The following is a 20,169-nucleotide window of genomic DNA, read 5'->3' on the forward strand; positions in this document are numbered from 1 at the left end:
CGCAAGACTCATCACGCCTGGATCAAGCGGGCCGAGAAGTACGGGTGTCCGCGTTGCTGCCCAAGGACGACGGCGCCCGCATCAGCCCGATGCGATGAGCGCGCAGGGGGTCTCGACGATCCTGGCCGAGGCGCTGGACCGGCCCACGCCCGGCCGCACACCACGACAGGTCCGCCGCGAACTCGCCCGGCGCCTACGCAAGACTGCTGCCTGCCCCACTGACCGGGTCAACAGCGACAGCCTGAACTGTCACCCCAACCCGGGAGCCGGAAGCCCTCGGCCTAGGCAGCCGCCCGACGAACCAGGGTGAGGCGCCACGCCTCGGGGCCGCGCTGGAGGTATCCGACCTCGAAGACGCCGGGCGAACGGCGCTCCAGCTGAGCGAGCAGCGGCAGCGGATCGTGCGGGGCGACGAGGATCAGCCCACCGCCGGGACGGACGGCGTCGAGGGCGCCGAAGACCGTCGCGTGCCGGATCGCGTGGGGCACGGCCCGGGCGTCGAGTTCGGGGTAGCCCGGGTCGTCGTGGCCCCCACAGCCGCAGGCGTGGTCGTCCACCGCTGCGTCCTCGGCCGCCGTGGCCGGCGCGGCCGTCTCGAGGGCGTCGTGCATCCCCGCGAGCAGGTCGGCGAGGGGGACGTCCGGGTCGGCGGCGAGCAGCGGGAGGACCAGGGTGTTCTCCTTTGCCTGGTGGCTGTCGAAGACGACGCGCAGCGCGGCGGCGGCCGCGGCGCCGCGCACGACGTCGTGGACGGTCGTCAACTCGCGGACCAGACCGAGCAGCACGCCGTGCTCGGCGAGCAGGGCGTCGATGAGCAGTCGGCCCTCGGGGTTCTCCCGGGCGGCCGGATACAGCACGGCTTCCTCGGCCGCCGCGTGCGGAACGAGCTCCGCCTGACACCAGCCCGCCAACGCCACCAGCGCGGCCCGCGCGGCGGCCGCGTCGCCGCGCGCTACCGCGCTCAGGGCGGCGTCGACGCGCATTGACAGCGCCCCGACCAGCTGAGCGTGGTGCTGTTCGACGGCGGTGACTGCCGCCGCGTCGGCCTCGGTCGAGGCGATCACGATCGTGTCCATGTCCAGACCTCCGGTGTGACGGGAACGGCAGCTCGACGGACCAAAGGCCGTTGTGCGCGGCCGCGCGAATTTCTTACACTAAGTTCCGTGAAAAATAGCACCCCGTCGACGGAGCTCGGACCCCGATCCGGCGAGACCGCGCCGACGCTGTCCGCGTCGCGCGGGCACGTGCTGGCGACGCTGCGGCAGCAGGCGGGTCCGGTGCCACTGGCGACGCTCACGACCGCCACCGGCCTGCACGCCAACACCGTCCGCGAACATCTGGACGCCCTGGTGGACGCGGGACTGGTGCGCCGCCGGCGTTCGGCGCCGAGCGGTCGCGGGCGGCCGGCCTGGAGCTACGAGGCGCGGGGCGCCACCGCGGGTCGCGCGGGCGCCGAGTACGCCGGCCTGGCCGCCACGCTCGCCCGGTTCATCTCCCGCACCAGCGACTCCCCCCGCGCCGACGCCATCGCCGCCGGGATCCAGTGGGGCCGGGATCTCGTCCGCGGCCAGGACACCGCGGGGGCGGCGGCCGACCGGCGGGGCCCGATCGTGGAGCTGCTCGCCGAGATCGGCTTCGCGCCGAGGACCGACGCCGAACGCGGCACCATCCGGCTCACCCGGTGCCCGCTGCTCGAGACCGCGCGGGCCTACCCGGACGTCGTCTGCGGCGTCCACCTCGGCATCGTCCGCGGCGCGCTCGCCGCGCGCGGCGCGGATCCGGAGCGCGCCGAACTCACCCCGTTCGCGGAGCCGGGCGCCTGCCTGCTCGACCTGGACCCGGTACCGGCGTCACGATGACCATCCGGACGGGGAGCGCACCCGCGGCGGCGCCCGGCCCCGCGGCGTCCGTCCCCGCGGCGTCCGTCCCCGCGGCGTCCGTCCCCGCGGCGTCCGTCGCGGCGCCGGAGGGACGGCGCGCGCTCCGGGCCGCGCTGCTGGTCCCGGCCGCCGTGGCGCTGCTGACCGGACTCGACGCCGCGCTGCTCCGGCTCGGACTGCCCGCCCCGATCCGGACCGACCGGCTTCCCGCGGTCCACGGCATGCCGCTCGTGTTCGGGTTCCTCACCACGCTGATCGCGCTGGAGCGGGCCGTCGCCCTGCGACGCCCCGCCGGGTTCGCCGCTCCGGTTCTCACCGGCCTCGGAGGGCTGGCGCTGCTGTCCCCGGCACCACTGAAGGTGGGTCAGATCACGCTGCTGGCCGGCGTCGCCGTCTTTGCCGCCGTGCACGTGCCGCTCTGGCGCCGGCAGCGAGCCCGCGGGGTCGCGGTGCAGGCGTTCGCCGCCGCCCTCGGCGCCGGCGCGCTGCTGCTGTGGCTCGGCGACGTCACGGTGCCCGCGCTGCTCCCCTGGCTCGTCGCGTTCCTCGTGCTCACCGTCGCGGCGGAACGCCTGGAGCTGGCCCGGCTCGACCGGGGGACCCACGAGGACGCGTTCGTCGTGCTCGCCGCCGCGGTCGGCGTCGGGGCGGTCGCCGCGCTGCTGTGGCCCGAGACCGGGACGGTGCTGTTCGGGCTCACCCTCCTGAGCCTGCTCGGCTGGCTCGTCCGGTACGACGTGGCCCGGCGGACCGTGCGGTCGCGCGGCCTGCCCCGGTACGTCGCCGGCTGCACGCTCGCGGCCTACGGGTGGCTGGCCGTCGCCGCGGCCGCGTGGGTCCTCGGCGGCCCCGCACCGGAGGGACCCCGGTACGACGCGGTTGTGCACGCGGTCTTCCTCGGCTTCACGATGTCGATGGTGTTCGCGCACGCGCCGGTGATCCTCCCGGCCGTGCTCCACTGCCGACTGCCGTACCACCCGGTGCTGATCGTGCCCGCCACCCTGCTGCACGCGTCGCTCGTCGTGCGGCTGTGGCTCGGCGACGCCCGGGGACACCACGGGGCCTGGCAGACCGGTGGCGTGGGCAACATCGTCGCCCTGCTTGTGTTCGCCGGGGTGGCCGTCGCCCTGGCGAGCGGTCTGCTCCGCCCCGGATCCCGGGACCTCCGATGACCGGGCTCACGGCGACCGGGCCCACGGCGCCCGGACCCACGGCGACCCGAGGTTTCTGGCCGCTGCGCGATCTCCCGGTCGTGGGCTGGCTGATCGCGACGGTCGTCGTCGCGCTCGTGCACCCCTACGTGACGGCGCCGCGGTGGCTGATGATCCACCTGTTCCTGCTCGGCGCGGTCAGCCACGCGATTCTGGTGTGGAGTCGCTACTTCGCCGACGCGCTGCTCCACACCGGCTCCGGACCGGCGGAACGCCGGGAGCAGAGTGCACGGTTGCTGCTGCTCAACAGCGGCGCGGCGACGGTCGTGTCCGGGATCCTGACCGGTCGGTGGGTGCTCACGCTCGTCGGCGCCACCGCGGTCGCGGGCGCCGTGCTCTGGCACGGCGTCAGATTGGCGCGGGACCTGCGCCACGCGCTCGGATCCCGGTTCGCCGCGACCGTGCGGTTCTACGTGGCCGCGGCGGCGCTGCTGCCGGTCGGGGCCGGGCTCGGGGCGTACCTCGCCCGCGGACTCGCCGATCCGACGCACCAGCAGGTGCTGATGGCGCACGTCCTGGTCAACGTCCTGGGGTGGGTGGGCCTGACCGTCCTCGGCACGTTGGTCACACTGTGGCCGACGATGCTGCGGACGCGCATCGTGGCCGGCGCCGAGACGGCCGCCGCCCGGGCGCTGCCGGTCCTGGTCGGTTCGATCCTGATCGCCGCCGGCGGCGCGTGGGGCGGCCAGCGCCTGGTCGCCGCCGCCGGGGTCACCGCCTACGTGGGCGGGGCCGCCCTGCTGGCGCGACCGTTCGTGGCTGCGGCGCGCACCAAGGCACCGGCGTCCTATCCGACCTGGTCCGTCCTGGCCGGACTGCTCTGGTTCGCCGGGCTGCTCGTCAGCTTCGCGGTCGCGATCGGCACCGCGTCCTCCTGGGTGGAGGCCGGGTCCCGGTTCCGCGACATCACGCCGTTCCTGGCGGCGGGGTTCGCCGCACAGGTCCTGCTCGGCGCCCTCTCCTATTTGGTCCCGGTGGCTCTCGGCGGCGGTGCGACGCCGACCCGGGCCGCGAACACCGTCCTCGACCGGGGCAGCGCCCTGCGCATCACGGTGATCAACGCCGGTCTGCTGCTGTGCATCCTTCCGGTACCGAGCGTGGTCCGGGTGCTCGCCTCGATGCTCGCCCTCGCCGGGCTCGCCGCCTTCCTTCCCCTGCTGGTGCTGGCGATCCGGGCCTCCCGGGTCGCGAAACGAACCCCGGTCGGCGAACGTCCCGTGACGCCCGGACGCCCGGGCCGACCCGCGGCGGAACGCCCGCCCGGACAGCTAACCGGCCTCGCCCTGACCGGCCTGGCGGTCACGGCGCTCGCGGTCGCGGGCGGCGTCGCGCTCGACCCGAGCGCCCTGCCGGGCGCGACGTCGACGGTCGCGGCCTCGGCCGGCGTCGAGCCGACCGGCCGTACGACGACGGTCGCCATCCAGGCCCTCGACATGCGCTTCGTGCCCGACCGCATCGAGGTGCCCGCCGGGGATCGCCTGGTGATCGACCTGACCAACGGCGACGACGACGTCCACGACCTCGTGCTCGACTCCGGCGACCGGAGCGGGCGCCTCTCCCCCGGGGACACGGCCCGGCTCGACATCGGCGTCGTCGGGCGCGCGCTCGACGGGTGGTGCTCGGTGATCGGGCACCGGCAGATGGGCATGGTGCTCACCGTCGAGGCCACCGGTCTGTCCGCGCCGTCGGTCGCGCACCCGGGTCACGCGGTCGGACCCGACTCAGCGGCCCCAGGGCCGAGCGCGACGGACCGGCTCGACCTCCGCGCCACCCCGAACGCGGACTTCACGCCGTACGACGCGGTGCTCCCGCCGCTGACGGATCATCAGGTGCGCCGCCACACGTTCACCGTTCGCGACGTGGTGCGCGAGGTCGCCCCCGGCGTCACGCAGCAGCTGTGGACGTTCAACGGCACGGCCCCGGGTCCGGTCCTGCACGGCCGGGTCGGCGACATCTTCGAGATCACCCTCGTCAACGAAGGCACGATCGGGCACTCGATCGACTTCCACGCCGGTGCCCTCGCGCCCGACGAGCCGATGCGCACCATCACTCCGGGTGAGTCGCTGCGGTACCGGTTCCGCGCCGAACGCGCCGGCGTGTGGATGTACCACTGCTCGACGATGCCGATGTCCGCCCACATCGCCAACGGACTCTTCGGCGCCGTGGTCATCGAGCCGCCGGATCTCCCGGCCGTGGACCGCAGCTACCTGCTGGTGCAGTCCGAGTTCTACCTCGGCCCGCCGGACGGTCCGGTCGATGTCGACAAGCTCCGGGCCGAGCGACCCGACATCGTCGCCTTCAACGGCTACGCCCGCCAGTACGACCACCGGCCCCTGCCGGCCCGGGTCGGCGAACGGGTCCGCATCTGGGTCCTCGACGCCGGCCCGAACCGCGGCAGCTCGTTCCACGTCGTCGGCGGCCAGTTCGACACCACCTACCTGGAGGGGTCCTACACCCTGCGCCCCGGCCCGGGCGGGAGCCAGACCCTCGCCCTCGCCCCGGCGCAGGGCGGTTTCGTCGAACTCGTCTTCCCCGAACCCGGCCACTACCCGTTCGTCTCCCACGTCATGATCGACGCCGAACGCGGCGCCCATGGCCACTTCCACGTCACCGACTGAGTGACCGTCAACATCCGGTGCCCCGCCTCTTGCGCGCAACCGCCGGGGCCGCGATTGTTGGCGCCCTGATCTGACGACGAGGAGCCTCGCATGGGCCCTGCTGCCCTGTTCGCGAGCTCGTCAACGCCGAGGTGGTCAAGAAGACCGATGTCCGCGGCTTCACCGCGGAGAAGTACGTGGCCGACCCGGCCACCCTCGCGCCGAGCTGGACCAGTTCACGACTGACCTGGCCCGGAGGATCGCCTCGCAACCGTCGATGGGGTTGAAACTGGCCAAGCAGGCGGTGAATCAGGCCCTCGACGCCCAGGGGCAGTGGACCGCGCTCCGGGCGGCCTTCGGGCTCCACCAACTCGCGCACTCCCACAACATGCAGCGCTTCGGCTCGCTCCTCGACCCCGCAGGCCTGGGACAGGTCACGGCCGGCGCGCCGCGGATCGTGCCGGCCGGACCCCCGGCGTCTTAGCCGCCGCGGAGGCGGCGCCGACCACCGCGGACGCGGAAACCGACCAACACCGCCAAACGGGTCCGCGGGTTGACCTGAGACCCGCCTCTGATCAGCCGAAAGGCCGCTTTCCGATTCTCGGAAAACGGCCCCTGCCTGCACAAACTGGGTGGAGCTGAGGGGATTTGAACCCCTGGCCCCCTCGTTGCGAACGGGAGGTCGCTGTCCGATCCGAGCGCTGGACGTAGGGATCTTGAGCGGTATAATTGCAGCTCAGGTACGGTTTTACGTCCGCAGTCATCCACCGGGGTCCGGGGCAGTCCACTCGCAATTCTGCTGACAAACTGCTGACACGCGATCTTGGGGAGGATCGTCGGATGGGGTGGGTTCGCGAGCGCGCCGGACGCGATAACAAGAAGCGCTTCATCGCCGTCTACCGCGACGTGCGCGGCAACGAGCGCTCCGCCGGCACGTACCGGACCGAGCGGGAGGCAGTGCGGGCGTGGCACGAGGCCGAGCAGAACCTCTCGCTCGGTCAGGTCGACGACCCAAAGCGCGGTCGCCAAACGCTGGCCCGCTACGTCGAGGCGGAATGGTTTCCCAACCACGTCATCGAAGCCACCACCCGGGAGAACTACCGCTACCTACTCAATCGGTACGTGCTGCCCGGGCTCGGCCACCTGCGCATGGTGGAGCTGCTGCCGTTCCATGTCCGGGAGTGGATTGCCGAGCTGCAGTCCACCTACGGCGCGCGGCCCCCGACTGTGCGCGAGGCGAAGGTCGTCCTGGACGCCATCCTGACCACGGCGCTCAACGACCGGGTCGTGCTCATCCACGCCGGCCGCGGCGTGAAGACTCCCCCGGTCGCCCGGAAGCTGCGTCGCATCATCACCGTCGAGCAGTACAACGCGATCTACGCCGCGCTCCAGGACGACACGATGCGCCTGCTGGTCGAGACGAAGATCGAGACCGGGCTGCGATGGGGAGAGCTGACCGAGCTTCGGCCTCGCGACCTCGACCCAAAGACGCGTGTCCTCACTGTCTCGCGCGCGGTCGTCGAGCTGAAGGCGAAGGACCGGCCCGAGGGAGTCCGGTTCGTCGTGAAGGACTACCCGAAGGACAAGGAGTGGCGACAACTCGGCCTGACCGGACGCCTCGCCGACCAGATCCAGTTGCACGTCAAGCAGCGCAAGCTCAGACGAGACGACCTGCTGTTCCCGTGCCCCGCACCGGCCGAAGCGCCATACCGCCGGCCCGAGCAGCTCCCGGCCCCCGAGACGTTGGGGCTGACCGAGCCAAACCAGAGGGGCCGGCAGTACCACCACGGCACCCTCACCGCCTACCAGGCCGCTCCGTGCCGATGCCGACACTGCAAGGACGCCGTCGCCGCCTACCGCGCCGCGCGCCGAGCCGTTGGCAAGGACCGCCCGCGCCGCCCCCGAGCGGTTCGCACCGACGGGCACATCCCCAACCGCTGGTTCCGGGCGCGCGTCTGGGATCCGGCGCTCGAAGCAGCCGAGCTTGGGTTCCACGTGACACCCCACGGCCTGCGCCACGCTCACGCCTCCTGGCTGCTAGCCGGCGGAGCGGACCTGCAGGTCGTCAAGGAGCGACTTGGCCACGGGAGCATCGCCACGACCGGCAAGTACCTCCACGCGCTGCCCGGCGCCGACCAAGCTGCCTTCGAAGCGCTGGACGCGTTCCGCTCGCGCCCCGCCACGACCGGTCAGGCACCCCCTTCGGACCATCGAGGCGAACTCGCCGAGATGCGTGACCTCGCCGCCCGGTTACACAGGATGCTCGAAGCGAACGGCGAGGCGGCCACCTGAGAGGCGAGAGGGCGACCTGGCCGGTGGCGGCCATCGATATATCTGATCTGCCGTCGGATCCATGCGTGCAGATCGAGACCACCCAGAAGTACCTGCACCCTTTGACTGACGCCGACGACTTGACAGTTACAGCCTTCCAACGCAGTCGCCGCCGAGTGTGAGCACTGGCAAGTCCGGTCCAAGCACCCAGTCGCGACGGCCCGGGCGCGCCTCTTGAGCGTTCGCCACCATCCGCACTCGTGGCGCAAAAGCGCATCTGGTACTCCACATCGATTCGCGAAGCGCACGGCACCACCGCCGGGTGAGGCTTCCGCGCAGGTGGGACTAGCGGAAGGCGCCCTGGCGAACAGCGAGCGGGGATTTTCCTAGCCTGCGCTGCACGAGGCGACGTAGCGCCGTCGCGTTGGCGAAACCGACCCGGGCGGCGACCGCCTCGACGCTGAGGCCGGTCGATCGCAACAGGTGGACGGCCTCATCGAGACGCACGTCGTTCACGAACTCGAGCGGAGACATTCCGAGCGAACTGTCGGTGATTCGTTGCAGGGTACGTTCGGAGACACCGATGCTCGCTGCGGCGACACCGATGCGGATCGGCTGGTCCAGGTGAGCCCTGACCCAACGTTCGAAGGCCGACAACTCAGGATTATGACGGGCCATCACGGCTGGCATCGCGAACCCCGCTTGGGACGCCCGGTCACCGATCAGAAGATAGCGCGCGACCAGGTCAGCCAGTACCGGACTGCGTTGATGCACCAACGACAGAGCCAGGTCGATGTGGGCGAAAGCGGCTCCGGCCGTGCGGACACCCCGACCGAAGACCAGCGTCTCAGCGACGTCGAGTTCCACGGTCGGGAAGTACTCCCGGAACAACGGGCCGAGCCACCAGCTCGTAGTCGCCGGCTGGCCGTCCAGGATGCCCGCCTGGGCCATGAGCAGTGTTCCGCTGCAAGCGCCGACCACCTCGGCCCCCAGCCCACCGGCTGCGGCTATAGCCGCAACGGAAGGACGGAGCACCTTGGATCGGGTGTCCTCAATCAGCTGCGCCGGGCTGCGCAGGCCCAAGGCCGGTACAACGACGACATCGGCCGCGTCTGCTGAAGCGATGGGCACGGTCGTGACCCGCAATCCCGCAGCGGTGTGCATTTGACGCCGCGTTCCAACCACCGTCACCGACCACTCGGTGGGCGCCTGAGGCACCTCACCGCGCAGCGCGTTGGCCGCGGCGAGGACATCGCACACAGCGGCCAGGCTGGAGTCCCAGACTCCGTCCGCCATGAGCACCCACACCCGCATGGCGCCAACCGTACTGCCGATCATGTGCATTGCATCTGTCGGATTTCGATCGAAACACGTCGGATCCGACGCTCGTGCCGAAGAGCTCACGCTACGTACAGTTGCGTGTCGCTGTTCAGCGATCCGGCCGGGGGCCCCCAACATTTCCCGGCCTATCCTCTGCGCGGATGCCGCCACATCCTCCCGATCGAAAGGCGCATCCATGCGTGTCCGCACTCTGCTCTCGAGCACCCTCGCCGCGGTGGTGATTGGCGCCCTGTTCACCGCACCGGCCTCGGCAGCGCCGGACAACGACGTCGTTCAGATGCCGGTCAGCTTCAAGGTGACGAACACCAATACGAGCGCCCTTCCGTGCAGTAGCGACGGCAAGAACTACACAGTCAACGGCGTCGTCGTCGGCCCACGCAACGCGATCGCTGCTGGCAGGGCCGCCACGTTGTACCTGCACGCCGTCACCTGGGGCGCGTACTACTTCAACCTCAACATCCCTGGTCACAACTACGCACACGAGATGGCCAAGCGCGGCCATGTCTCGGTCCTCGTCGACCGCTTGGGGTACGGCAGCAGCGGTAAGCCGGCTGGCTTCGGCACGTGCTTCGGCTCAGAAGCCGACGTCGCCCATCAGATGGTCGACCAGCTCAGGTCCGGTGCCTACACGCTCAAGGGCGCGAAGAAGACCCCCGCCTACCACAAGGTCTTCATCTCCGGCTCCTCCGTGGGAGGCCTGATCTCCAACGTTGTTGCCTACAGCTACGGCAATGTCGACGGCGTGTTCAACCAGTCCTGGGGCGACTTCACCGCCGGCCCCTACACCGGCGCGGAATCCGCGAGCATCGTCGCGCGCTGCTCTGCCGGCGGCGACGCCGGCGCCCCGCCGTACTACGCCCAATTCGCCAAGGACTCCCGCGACACCTTCTACTTCAACGACGCGAGCCCGGACGTCCGCGCTGCCGTGCCCCCATCGCAGCCCGACCCCTGCGGTCAGTTCGAATCGGTCGCCGCCGGGATCGGCGCGGACCTCGCTCACCTCGGCGAGATCGACGTCCCGGTTCTCGTCATGTTCGGCACGGGTGAGGTCGTCTTCCCGCAGCCGCCGTCAGCTGACCAGATGGCCGCTCGGTATTCGGGCAGTCCGAAGGTCACCAAGCTGATCATCGACGGCGCTTCGCACTATCCGATCGTCGAGCAGGGTTTTCCCCAGATGGTCGAGGGCGCTGATCGCTGGCTGAACGAGAACGGCGGCTGACACCGACGTCGGAGGTGGGCGCCGGTACACGTGACCGGCGCCCTCCCGATCCGAATCGGAGCGATCCTGCCCGACACTGCTGACCCGTGAATGAATCTGCGGGAGGCGTGCGGCAGCGTCCGGGCGCAGCCCGGACACGTTCTTGGCGGTCCCGTGCTGCCCCGGGATGTCCGAGACGATGGTCAGGCGCTCTGGTCGAGGGTGACGGTGTGGCCGAGGCGTTCGAGCTGCGCCACCAGCCGGCGGATGCGGATCTCGGGGTCGATCGGGCGGGTGAAAGTAGTCCGCGCCGAGATCGCGGTAGGGCTCGTCGCGTTCGAGCATGTAGTAGGCCGCCACGAGCATCGAGTGCGCGACGGCGACGATCGCGCGTTTGGCGCCGCGGCGTGGAGCGAGGTGGCGGTATTGGGCGCCGAGGTAGTTCGTCTTCATCCGCGACGCTGAGCCGGCGGCCTCGACCAGCGCCGAGGCCAGCCACTTGTTGCCCTTGCGGGAGCCCATCGACCAGGCCTTGCCGGCGGACTCGTGCACCGACGGGGCGGGCCCGGCCCAGGCGGCCAGGTGCGCCGCCGAGGGGAAGCGGGACATGTCCGCACCGGTCTCAGCGATGATCACCTCGGCGGTCTTGACCCCGATCCCGGGCATGGTCTGCAACAGCTCGAACTGGTGGCGCCACGGGGCGATCTCGTCGAGGATCTGCGCGTCGCAGGCCTTCAGCGACGCCTCGACCTGGGCCAGTCGCTGCAGCATCCCGCCGACGAGCAGGGCGTGGTGATCATCGAAGCGCCCGAGCAGGGACTCGGCCAGCTCGCTCTTGCGGTTGCGCAGCTTGGAATAGGCCAGATCCGCCATCACGTCGGGGTCGCGTTCCCCGGCCACCAGCGCGGTCAGCATCGCCCGCGCCGAGGAACCGGCGATGTTCGACACCACCGCGCGGAGAGCTTGATCGAGGCGTCCTCGAGCAGCTTCTCCACCCGGGTGACCTCACGGGTCCGATCACCCATCAGCTGGACCCGATACCGAGTGAGGTTGCGCAGCCGGCGGATCTCTGGCGGCGGCACGAACGAGGGCGTGACCAGGCCGTGCTCGACCAGCCGGGCGATCCATTCGGCGTCGCGGACGTCGGACTTACGCCCCGGGACGGCCTTGATGTGGGCGGCGTTGAGCAGCCAGGTCTCCATCACCTCCTCCAGGCAATAGAACGGCGGCTTCCAATAGGTCGCGGTCGATTCCATCGCAGCCAGCTCGACCCCGCTCTCGACCAGCCACGCCGCCATGGCCTGAATCTGGCGCGTCATCGTGGAGTAGGTGCGCACCTCGTTCGTGCGCGAGCGCCCTGAGATGGACACAGACCCACGTGCTCTACGGCAACAATCCGACGCTCCCGGAGACCCCGCGCCAGACTCGCTCTACGAGCTCGAATCGCAGCATCAGAGTGATAGCGACGTCGCCGGGCGACACCCCACCAGGATCCGCCCATCAGCACGGACCTCCCCGAACCGCCCCGGATCCCGGCGGACCACACAGGATCCTGACGGACAGTCAGACCGAATCCTGAGGACCGCCACCACCCACGCAGCCGCAAGCCGACCACACATTCTCAAGCCCCGACACGGCGCCATCGAAGATCGCCACGCGTACTCATCTGGCACCAACGGTGATCGGCGTCGATCTCGGGGCCCGGAGCGCGCACATGTACGGCATGGGCGAGGTTCGGACGGGATGGCGGCGCAGCGCGTGATGTCGCTGTCGCGCCTGTCCGCGGGGGCCGGCTACAAGTACCTGCTTCGTCACACCGCCTGCGGCGACGCCTGCCGCGAAGCCGGATCTCCGCTGACTGGGTACTACGCAGCGTCCGGCTACCCGGTCGGGCGCTGGCACGGCCGCGGCTTGGTGGGGCTGGACGCCGGACGCGGGCTCGCGGCGGGAACTGCAGTCGCCGAAGAGGCGATGGCCGCGCTGTTCGGCACCGGCCACGACCCGGTCAACGGCGAAGCGCTCGGCCGTCCCTACCCGGCCTACCGCAACGTGGAAGGCCGGATTGCCGAAGCGCTTGCCGAACTCCCCGAATGCCTCAACACCGACGAACGGAACGCCCGGACCGCCGAGATCGAGACGACCGAGCGGGCCCGGCCGGTACGCACCGCCGTCGCCGGGTTCGACCTGACCTTCACGGTCCCCAAGTCCGCGAGCGTCCTGTGGGCTCTCGGCCATCAGGATGTGCAGACCGCGGTGATGGAGGCGCACCGAGAGGCCGTGACCACCGTGCTCGATCTGATCGAAGAGCGCTTCCTGCACACCCGCGTGGGCCACGGCGGCTGCGCACAGGTCGGAACGCGCGGCATGATCGCGGCCGCATTTGACCACTGGGACACACGTACGGGCGATCCGAATCTGCACACCCACGTCGTCATCGCCAACAAAGTCCAGGGCGCGGACGGCAAGTGGCGATCCGTGGACTCTCGCGCGCTGCATCACGCCGCCGTCGCACTGTCCGAGGTTTACGACGACCTGATCGCCGATGCGATCTCGGCCCGCCTGCCGGTGGCGTGGTCCTGGCGCGACCGGGGCGAACGCCGCTCGCCCGCGTTCGAGATCGCCGGCCTACCGGACGAGCTGCTCGCCGTGTTCTCGACCCGTTCCGGGCAGATCGCCGCAGCCATGCAGCACCTGATCGCCGACTTCCGAATGCGCCACGACCGGGATCCCAACCGTCGCGAGATCCTGCGACTCCGCCAGCAAGCCACGCTGGCCACCCGACCGGACAAGACGGTGAGACCGCTCGGCGAACTCATCGGACGCTGGCGGACCACCGCGACCGACCTCACCAAGCGGACTCCTGAGCAGATCGTCGCCGCCGCCTTGCAAGTCCACCCGCATGCTCCGGCACCGGCCGTCGACGCACTTGCGCAGTTCGCCCTGGCCGCGGTCGTTGAGCGACGCTCGACGTGGACGCGCGCGAACCTGCTCGCGGAGGCCGCCCGGGCTTCCCGCCAGGTGCGCACGCCCGACCCGGCCGCGCGCGTCGCGCTGCTCGATCGGATCGTGGAGGCAGCCGTCGGGAAATGCGTCGCGCTCGATCCACCCGAGCTGTTCGACGTCCCCCACCGCTTCCGGCGGCCGGACGGCTCCAGCCTCTTCGCCCGCCCGGCCGAGCACGCGTACACGGCGATCGCCGTACTGGAAGCCGAAGACCGCCTCGTGGCCGCCACCGACACCCTGGAGGCTCCGGCGGTCCACGCTGACGCGCTGACGCCGGTGCTCACCGCCGCCGCGCTCGGCATGCCGGGCGCGCGCGGTCTGACCGCCGATCAGGCCGGCGCCGTCGCGGCGATCGCGAGCTCGGGGCGCCTCCTGGACGTTCTCGTCGGCCCGGCCGGATCGGGCAAGACGCGCGCTCTGCGCGCGCTGCGGTCGGCGTGGGAGAACGTGCACGGACCGGGCAGCGTCCTGTGGGCCCTCGTCCGCACCATCCTCGAGTACTTCGATCCGACTCTGGCATACACGACCCAAGTCACGTGGAAGGACGGTGCGGGGTACCTCAACGTTCTGTACAAGACCCTGCCCCGCACCGAGCACTCGCAGGTTCAGTTCGCCTTGGTGTACGACGGCGATCAGCGTCCGTCGTCCACCCCCGCGGAGGACCCAAACAGGCAGAACTGGCCGAAGCTCTATCTGCCCGGCGCGGTGAGCCCGGACGCACTCTTGCGAACCACACGGACGAAACCGGATGCACCCGCCGCCGCACTCGGAAGCGACCCCACGACGCTGAAGGTCGCTCTCAGTGCTCTCGAGGGCATCGATGACCATGATTGGGTGGACCGTCTTTGTGCCCAGTACGGGCCGCGCGCAGGCTCCCTTCGTGCGTTGTGTCGACTGTGGGTGCAGCAAAACGAGTCCGCGGCATTCGCCTTCTACCAAGATGTCCGCGGGGCCAGCCCTACGTAATGGGCGGCGTGGATGGCGGAACGAGGGCCTCCCCGACGGCGGCACGAAGCGCCTTCTAGTCGGCGGTACTTCCGGCAGCAACACGCCTTCCGGGATGCACACCTGACGATCACACGCACTCGCGGCAGCTCGCCGAACCTCACCCAAGGGACGGGCAACTCGGCGGGCCCGGTCCGCGCTGGTGCGACACCGTCCGGGTGAATTCGGCACCGTCCGAACCGAATCTGCTGCCGAGCTGCTGCCAAGGGATCACGAGGCCGACCCGGAAGTTCTCCGAATCGGCCTCTGACCTGCACTGATGCGGTGGAGCTGAGGGGATTTGAACCCCTGGCCCCCTCGTTGCGAACGAGGTGCGCTACCGGACTGCGCCACAGCCCCCGAAGTGCGGAGAAAGATTATCACTGGCCCCCGGGTGGTCGACGCGGGCCGGACCCCGGGGCGCGGGGCTCATCTTCTCCGGCGCGGCGCGCCTATCCCGGGGCCGCGATAGGCGCGCCAGGCCGCAGAAGTTGCGGCGCGGCCTCATCTTCTTCGGCGCGGGGCGCCTATCCGGGGGCCGGGATAGGCGCGCCAGGTAGGAGAAGTTGCGAACCCGACCGGGCAACCCAGGCCGGCCGGACCGCCGGGGGCGGGCCTCATCTTCTCCTGCGCGGGGCGCCTATCCGACCCGGTAGATAGGCGCGCCAGGCAGGAGAGTCGAGGCGGGTGCTCGTCTTCTGCGGCGCGGGGCGCCTATCCCGGGGCCGGGATGGGCGCGCCAGGCTGGAGAAGTTGCGAACAAGGCGGCCCGGCGAACCACGCGGCCGGGCGGGCGAGGCGGGAATTACTCCCCGACGGCGCGGGGGATCTCGATCTCGTCCTCGTCCAGACCGGCGACCTCAGCGGCGGGGGCGGGGGCCTCAGCCGGGGCGGCGGCCTGCTCGGCCATCTCCGCCTCGATCTCGGCGATCAGCTCGTCGGTGAGGGCGGGGAACTCCTGAGTGGCCTCGTCGTCCTCGTCGGCGACGGCCCAGGGACGGCCGGCGGAGACGTCGATCCGGCGGGCGACGCGGGGCGCCTTGGGGGCGGTGACGTACGTCGGGAGCGGGACGGGGCGGGGCTCCCAGCCGTCGGCGATATCGGCGACGGGGCCGGGCTTGGTCTCCTCGACCTCGACCGAGGGCCAGGGGTCCCACGTCAGGTCCGAGTCGGCGGGCCGGCTCCGGGTGCCGCGCTGCGCGGGGATGCGGGCCGGGCCGGCGGGGGCGGCGACGGGCGGGACGGCCACGCGGGTCACGCGGGCCTTCTTCGCCCGCACCCGCACCTCGTAGAGGTACGCGACGAACAGGGCGGCGGGGATCGCGGCCGGCCACAGCGGCAGCAGGCCGAGCAGGTTCGCGGTCAGCAGCGGGACGAACACGGAGACGAGCGTGCCGAGGACCCGACGACGCCGGCGCGCGGTCGCGGCGCTGACGCGCGGCCGGGTGACGACCTCGACGGGACGGACGCCGGACTTCACGACCGGCTCGGCCGCGGGTGGGACGGCCGGGCGCAGCATCGAGTAGGTACCAGCGGCCGGGTCCGGCTCGCCGCGGCGTCGCAGCACAGTCCCCTCCGGAACTCCGCAGTCGATGTCGGTCGGCGTCACTTTCAGACACCGCGTCAGAAGAAACACGGCCCAGGCGCCGAGCACCGCTGCGTAGAGAAGGCCGCTTCCGCTCATGACCCCCAAAGTTAGGGCCGCAAAGGGCTGCGATCCGGGAAGCTCGCCGCGTGTCGCGCGGGACAGATGTGACTAGAGAGGTTTCGGGCCTGACGGAACGTCCGAAAACCGGACCTATCTACTCGCGCGACTGCTCGCTCGGCGACGGACGACCCGACACCGTCGACGCGCGCCAGCGCGGCAGCAGACCGCCCGGAACCTCCTCCGCGGTGACGACGAAGACGAGGTGGTCGCGCCACGCGCCGTCGATGTGGAGGTAGGCCGGGCGCAGGCCCTCCTCGCGGAAGCCGAGCTTCTCGACGACCCGGCGGCTGTTCGCGTTCTCGGGCCGGATGCAGATCTCGATCCGGTGCAGGCCCATCGTGAACAGGCAATGGTCGGTGGCCAGCGCGACGGCAGTCGGCATGATGCCCCGGCCGGCATGGCCCTTGTCGATCCAGTAGCCGATGTGGGCCGCGCACAGCGAACCCCACGTGATGCCCGAGACCGTCAGCTGCCCGACGAAGTTGCCCGCGTAGGTCACCGCGAAGGGCATCGTCCGGCCGGCGCGCGCCTCGGCCCGCAGGCGGCGAACCATGTGCGCGAACGTCATCTCCGGCACCTCGTCCACCGGGCGGCTCGCCTCCCACGGTGCGAGCCAGGCGTGATTGGCGCGGCGGAGCTCGTGCCAGGGCTGGCCGTCGCGCATCCGCAGGGGGCGCAGGGCGACCGGACCCTCCGCGAGTCGCACCGGCCAGGTCTTGTTAATGGTCACCTCCCCCGATCTGATCCACCGCGTGCCGCAGGATCGGCGAGAGCACCGCGATCCCGTCCTTGCACCCACCCGGCGACCCGGGCAGGTTCACGATCAGGGTTTGCCCGGCCACGCCGGCCAGCCCACGACTCAGCATGGACGTCGGCACCTTGTCCTGGGAATGCCGACGGATCGCATCGGCGATCCCCGGCACCTCGCGCTCGATCACGCGCCGCGTGACCTCCGGCGTGTGGTCGCCGGGCGTCAGGCCGGTGCCGCCGGTCGTGAGGATGACGTCGTAGCCGGCCGCGATCCCCGCGGTCAGCGCCTCGAACACCGGCTCCCCGTCGGGCACGACCTGCGGGCCGTCGACGGCGAACCCGAGTTCGGTCAGCCCCGCGGACAGGATCGGACCGCCCCGGTCCTCGTACACCCCGGCGGCCGCTCGGTTCGAGCAGGTGATCACGAGCGCCCGGGGCGAGCTCACGCGTCCGCCCGCCGATAGGTCCCCGACTTACCGCCGGTCTTCTCCTCGATCCGGATGTCGGTGATCACCGCGCCCTTGTCGACGGCCTTCACCATGTCGACCACCGTGAGCCCGGCGACGGCGACGCAGGTGAGCGCCTCCATCTCGACGCCGGTGCGGTCGGCGGTGCGGACGGTCGCGGAGATCTCGACCCCGTCGTCGGAGACCGAGAGGTCGACGGTGACGCCGTGGATCGCGAGCGGGTGGCACAGCGGCACGAGGTCGGGGGTCTTCTTCGCGGCCTGGATGCCGGCGATGCGGGCGACCGCGAGCGCGTCGCCCTTCGGCACGCCCTCGCCGCGGAGCAGCCCGACGACGGTCGGCGACACGAGCACCCGGCCCGTCGCGGTTGCCTGACGGACCGTCACGTCCTTCGCGGAGACGTCGACCATGCGGGCCTCGCCCTTGGCGTCGACGTGCGTCAGGCCCTGCTCAGAGGGTGCTGTACTCATGCGGGGGCTCCGAACCGAAGGATGTTGACCTGTTCGCCGGCCTTGACCTCGGTCACGTCCTCGGGCACGACGATGAAGCAGTTCGACTGCGCGAGGCCCGCGAGCAGGTGCGAGCCCGGGCCGCCGACCGGCCGGACCTCGGGCAGCCCGTAAGCGCCGGAGGGGACGACCCAGCCGCGCAGAAACTGCGTCTTGCCGGCGGGCGAGGTGAGGTCGACCGAGAGCGTCGCCTGCGTCATCGGCCGCCGCTCGGGCGTCAGGCCGCGCAGCCGGCGGATCGCCGGGCGCACGAACACCTCGAACGAGACGTACGAGGAGACCGGATTGCCGGGGAGGGTGAAGATCGGCGTCCCGGTGCCGAAGCGGCCGTCGCCGCCGATGAACCCGAAGCCCTGCGGCTTGCCGGGGTTCATCTTGATGCCCTCGAAGTCGACGGTGCCGAGCTGCGAGAGCACGCCCTTGACCACGTCGTACGCGCCGGCGCTCACGCCGCCCGAGGTGATGATCAGGTCGGCGCGGGTGGTCTGCTCCTCGATCGTGGCGAGGACGGCGTCCTCGTCGTCGTGGACCATCCCGACGCGGTACGCGACGGCGCCGGCCTCGCGCGCGGCGGCGGCGAGCATGTAGCTGTTCGACTCGTAGATCTGCCCCGGGCCGAGGGGGTTGCCCGCCTCGACGAGCTCACTGCCGGTGGAGATGACGACGACGCGCGGCCGCGGATGTACCTCGACGCGGCCGACGCCGATCGCGGCGAGCAGCCCGACCTGCGCGGACCCGAGTTCGGTGCCGGCGGCGAGCAGCGCCTGCCCGATCGCGACGTCGCTGCCACGGACGCGGATGAACTGGCCCTCCCCCGGCTCGGCCTGGATCGAGACGCGGGTGGTGCCGCGGTCGGTCTGCTCGACGGGGACGATCGCCTCGGCGCCCTCGGGCACCGGGGCGCCGGTCATGATCCGGGCGCAGGTGCCCGGCTTGATCACCTTGCTCGAGACGGCGCCGGCGGCGATGTCGTCGATGACGTCGAGCTCGGCCGGGAACTCGGGCGAGGCGCCGGTGACGTCGGCCATCCGGACGGCGTAGCCGTCCATCGCCGAGTTGTCCCACGGCGGGAGGTCGAGCGGAGCGTGGACGTCGTTCGCCAACAGGCACCCGTGCGCCTCGGTGAGCGGGACGTCGAGCACCGGCATCGGCGTCAGCTGACCCAGGACGTGGACGAGGTACTCCTCGACGGACCTCACGGCGCGATCTCCCCCGTCCCGAGTTCCTTGGCGACGAAGTCGGCGAGCCAGGAGCGGAACTCCGGCCCGAGGTCCTCGCGCTCGCAGGCGAGGCGGACGATCGTGCGCAGGTAGTCCTGCCGGTCGCCGGTGTCGTAGCGGCGGCCGCGGAACACGACCGCGTGCACGGGCCCGCCGCCGTCCCCGTGCGCGAGCGAGCGGAGCGCGTCGGTGATCTGGATCTCGCCGCCCCGGCCCGGCGGGGTCCGGCGCAGGACGTCGAAGACGGCCGGCTCGATGACGTAGCGGCCGATGATCGCGAGGTTGCTCGGAGCCTCCTCGCGCGGCGGCTTCTCGACCAGGTCGGTGACGCGGACGAGGTCCTCGGAGTCGGTCGGCTCAATCGCGGCGCAGCCGTAGAGGTGGATCTGCTCGGGCGCGACCTCCATCAGCGCGATGACGCTGCCCCCGTAGCGGGTCTGCGCGTCGATCATGCGCGTGAGGAGCGGGTCGCGGGGGTCGATGAGGTCGTCGCCGAGGAGCACCGCGAACGGCTCGTCGCCGACGTGCTCGGCCGCGCAGAGGATCGCGTGCCCGAGCCCCTTCGGCTCGCCCTGGCGGACGTAGTGCATGGTCGCGAGGTCGTTGGAGGCCTGGACCTTCGCCAGCGTGGCCTCGTCCCCCTTCTCCGCGAGCTTGGTCTCGAGCTCGTAGTTGCGGTCGAAGTGGTCCTCGAGGGCCCGCTTGCTCCGCCCGGTGATCATGAGGACGTCACGCAGGCCGGCGGAGACCGCCTCCTCGACGACGTACTCGATCGCGGGCTTGTCGACGACCGGAAGCATCTCCTTCGGGGTCGCCTTGGTCGCGGGGAGGAACCGCGTGCCCAGGCCGGCGGCCGGGATGACGGCCTTGGTCATGCGGGCCGGGGTCATGCGGGAGGTCATGCCCGCAGGCTACCGAGCAGGACCGGCATGACGCGGGTGCCGCTCGTACGGAAGGATTTGATCGGCGCCCGGAGCGGCCCGGGGGACGGAGGCGAGATGGCGGTTGGCGGTGCAACCGGGTCTCAAGA

The 20,169-nt window shown here is 71.2% G+C and carries 16 protein-coding genes, 1 tRNA gene and 1 pseudogene; 7 read left to right on the top strand and 11 right to left on the bottom strand.

Annotated elements, in window-relative coordinates:
- Window positions 1-281: 281 nt before the first annotated feature.
- Window positions 282-1,076 (bottom strand): DUF2249 domain-containing protein, encoded by a 795-nt coding sequence (locus SPOPO_RS0102985; RefSeq protein ID WP_019873294.1) that lies wholly within the window; start codon window positions 1,074-1,076, stop codon window positions 282-284.
- 87 nt (window positions 1,077-1,163) lie between these two features.
- On the opposite strand from SPOPO_RS0102985, the gene SPOPO_RS0102990 reads away from it, so the two are divergent.
- The 5 genes from SPOPO_RS0102990 (at window position 1,164) to SPOPO_RS35820 (ending at window position 7,980) form a co-directional block, all read left to right on the top strand.
- Entirely contained in the window at window positions 1,164-1,859 is a 696-nt protein-coding gene (locus tag SPOPO_RS0102990; RefSeq protein WP_028984474.1) for a helix-turn-helix transcriptional regulator, read from the top strand.
- Window positions 1,856-3,052, top strand: a complete 1,197-nt coding sequence (locus SPOPO_RS0102995) for a hypothetical protein (protein WP_019873296.1) — start codon at window positions 1,856-1,858, stop codon at window positions 3,050-3,052. The genes SPOPO_RS0102990 and SPOPO_RS0102995 overlap by 4 nt, the downstream gene beginning before the upstream one ends.
- On the top strand, window positions 3,049-5,709 hold the full coding sequence (locus SPOPO_RS0103000) for a multicopper oxidase domain-containing protein (RefSeq protein WP_019873297.1): 2,661 nt from the start codon (window positions 3,049-3,051) through the stop codon (window positions 5,707-5,709). Before SPOPO_RS0102995 ends, SPOPO_RS0103000 begins: the two co-directional genes overlap by 4 nt.
- A gap of 256 nt (window positions 5,710-5,965) precedes the next feature.
- Entirely contained in the window at window positions 5,966-6,172 is a 207-nt protein-coding gene (locus tag SPOPO_RS0103005) for a Clp protease/crotonase-like domain-containing protein (protein WP_019873298.1), read from the top strand.
- A 356-nt stretch (window positions 6,173-6,528) separates the two neighbouring features.
- Window positions 6,529-7,980: a tyrosine-type recombinase/integrase gene (locus tag SPOPO_RS35820; RefSeq protein WP_019873299.1), complete on the top strand. Its 1,452-nt coding sequence runs from the start codon at window positions 6,529-6,531 to the stop codon at window positions 7,978-7,980.
- A 324-nt stretch (window positions 7,981-8,304) separates the two neighbouring features.
- Here SPOPO_RS35820 and SPOPO_RS0103015 read toward each other — a convergent pair whose 3' ends face one another.
- Window positions 8,305-9,273 (bottom strand): GlxA family transcriptional regulator, encoded by a 969-nt coding sequence (locus SPOPO_RS0103015; protein WP_033385540.1) that lies wholly within the window; start codon window positions 9,271-9,273, stop codon window positions 8,305-8,307.
- Window positions 9,274-9,475: 202 nt separating this feature from the next.
- Between SPOPO_RS0103015 and SPOPO_RS0103020 the strand changes: the two genes are divergently transcribed.
- Window positions 9,476-10,519 carry an alpha/beta hydrolase gene (locus tag SPOPO_RS0103020; protein WP_019873301.1) on the top strand — a complete coding sequence of 348 codons (1,044 nt, stop codon included), beginning with the start codon at window positions 9,476-9,478 and terminating at the stop codon, window positions 10,517-10,519.
- 462 nt (window positions 10,520-10,981) lie between these two features.
- Here the strand turns inward: SPOPO_RS0103020 and SPOPO_RS35825 are convergent.
- Window positions 10,982-11,413, bottom strand: a pseudogene (locus SPOPO_RS35825) (transposase); the annotation flags it as partial.
- Window positions 11,407-11,868, bottom strand: a complete 462-nt coding sequence (locus tag SPOPO_RS35015) for an IS110 family transposase (protein ID WP_028984475.1) — start codon at window positions 11,866-11,868, stop codon at window positions 11,407-11,409. The gene SPOPO_RS35015 and the pseudogene SPOPO_RS35825, both read right to left, overlap by 7 nt.
- Window positions 11,869-12,241: 373 nt before the next feature.
- On the opposite strand from SPOPO_RS35015, the gene mobF reads away from it, so the two are divergent.
- Complete coding sequence (mobF, locus tag SPOPO_RS27430) at window positions 12,242-14,467, top strand: MobF family relaxase (RefSeq protein ID WP_019873303.1); 2,226 nt, start codon at window positions 12,242-12,244, stop codon at window positions 14,465-14,467.
- A gap of 304 nt (window positions 14,468-14,771) precedes the next feature.
- Here the strand turns inward: mobF and SPOPO_RS0103040 are convergent.
- The 7 genes from SPOPO_RS0103040 to galU form a co-directional block, all read right to left on the bottom strand.
- A tRNA-Ala gene (locus SPOPO_RS0103040) sits at window positions 14,772-14,845 on the bottom strand.
- A 445-nt stretch (window positions 14,846-15,290) separates the two neighbouring features.
- The gene (locus SPOPO_RS0103045; protein ID WP_156869519.1) at window positions 15,291-16,169 is read right to left on the bottom strand and encodes a hypothetical protein; all 879 of its coding nucleotides are present in this window, start codon (window positions 16,167-16,169) and stop codon (window positions 15,291-15,293) included.
- Window positions 16,170-16,287: 118 nt separating this feature from the next.
- On the bottom strand, window positions 16,288-16,917 hold the full coding sequence (locus SPOPO_RS0103050; protein ID WP_342672902.1) for a GNAT family N-acetyltransferase: 630 nt from the start codon (window positions 16,915-16,917) through the stop codon (window positions 16,288-16,290).
- On the bottom strand, window positions 16,913-17,389 hold the full coding sequence (locus tag SPOPO_RS0103055; RefSeq protein ID WP_019873306.1) for a MogA/MoaB family molybdenum cofactor biosynthesis protein: 477 nt from the start codon (window positions 17,387-17,389) through the stop codon (window positions 16,913-16,915). Before SPOPO_RS0103055 ends, SPOPO_RS0103050 begins: the two co-directional genes overlap by 5 nt.
- The gene (gene moaC / locus SPOPO_RS0103060; protein WP_028984476.1) at window positions 17,386-17,880 is read right to left on the bottom strand and encodes a cyclic pyranopterin monophosphate synthase MoaC; all 495 of its coding nucleotides are present in this window, start codon (window positions 17,878-17,880) and stop codon (window positions 17,386-17,388) included. Before moaC ends, SPOPO_RS0103055 begins: the two co-directional genes overlap by 4 nt.
- Window positions 17,877-19,118 carry a molybdotransferase-like divisome protein Glp gene (gene glp / locus SPOPO_RS0103065; protein ID WP_019873308.1) on the bottom strand — a complete coding sequence of 414 codons (1,242 nt, stop codon included), beginning with the start codon at window positions 19,116-19,118 and terminating at the stop codon, window positions 17,877-17,879. The genes moaC and glp overlap by 4 nt, the downstream gene beginning before the upstream one ends.
- Window positions 19,115-20,041: a UTP--glucose-1-phosphate uridylyltransferase GalU gene (galU, locus tag SPOPO_RS0103070; protein ID WP_211210842.1), complete on the bottom strand. Its 927-nt coding sequence runs from the start codon at window positions 20,039-20,041 to the stop codon at window positions 19,115-19,117. The genes glp and galU overlap by 4 nt, the downstream gene beginning before the upstream one ends.
- Between the last annotated feature and the right edge of the window lie 128 nt (window positions 20,042-20,169).

Source organism: Sporichthya polymorpha DSM 43042 (genome assembly GCF_000384115.1).
Classification (GTDB): Bacteria; Actinomycetota; Actinomycetes; order Sporichthyales; family Sporichthyaceae; genus Sporichthya; species Sporichthya polymorpha.

Excerpts from the sequence above, each read along its gene's own strand:
- SPOPO_RS0103005 (WP_019873298.1), top strand. The coding sequence starts at position 5,966 with ATGGGGTTGAAACTGGCCAAGCAGGCGGTGAATCAGGCCCTCGACGCC.
- SPOPO_RS0102995 (WP_019873296.1), top strand. The coding sequence starts at position 1,856 with ATGACCATCCGGACGGGGAGCGCACCCGCGGCGGCGCCCGGCCCCGCG.
- mobF (WP_019873303.1), top strand. The coding sequence starts at position 12,242 with ATGGCGGCGCAGCGCGTGATGTCGCTGTCGCGCCTGTCCGCGGGGGCC.
- SPOPO_RS0103000 (WP_019873297.1), top strand. The coding sequence starts at position 3,049 with ATGACCGGGCTCACGGCGACCGGGCCCACGGCGCCCGGACCCACGGCG.
- galU (WP_211210842.1), bottom strand. The coding sequence starts at position 20,041 with ATGACCTCCCGCATGACCCCGGCCCGCATGACCAAGGCCGTCATCCCG.
- SPOPO_RS0103020 (WP_019873301.1), top strand. The coding sequence starts at position 9,476 with ATGCGTGTCCGCACTCTGCTCTCGAGCACCCTCGCCGCGGTGGTGATT.
- moaC (WP_028984476.1), bottom strand. The coding sequence starts at position 17,880 with ATGAGTACAGCACCCTCTGAGCAGGGCCTGACGCACGTCGACGCCAAG.
- SPOPO_RS0103015 (WP_033385540.1), bottom strand. The coding sequence starts at position 9,273 with ATGCGGGTGTGGGTGCTCATGGCGGACGGAGTCTGGGACTCCAGCCTG.
- SPOPO_RS35820 (WP_019873299.1), top strand. The coding sequence starts at position 6,529 with ATGGGGTGGGTTCGCGAGCGCGCCGGACGCGATAACAAGAAGCGCTTC.
- SPOPO_RS0102985 (WP_019873294.1), bottom strand. The coding sequence starts at position 1,076 with ATGGACACGATCGTGATCGCCTCGACCGAGGCCGACGCGGCGGCAGTC.
- SPOPO_RS0103045 (WP_156869519.1), bottom strand. The coding sequence starts at position 16,169 with ATGAGCGGAAGCGGCCTTCTCTACGCAGCGGTGCTCGGCGCCTGGGCC.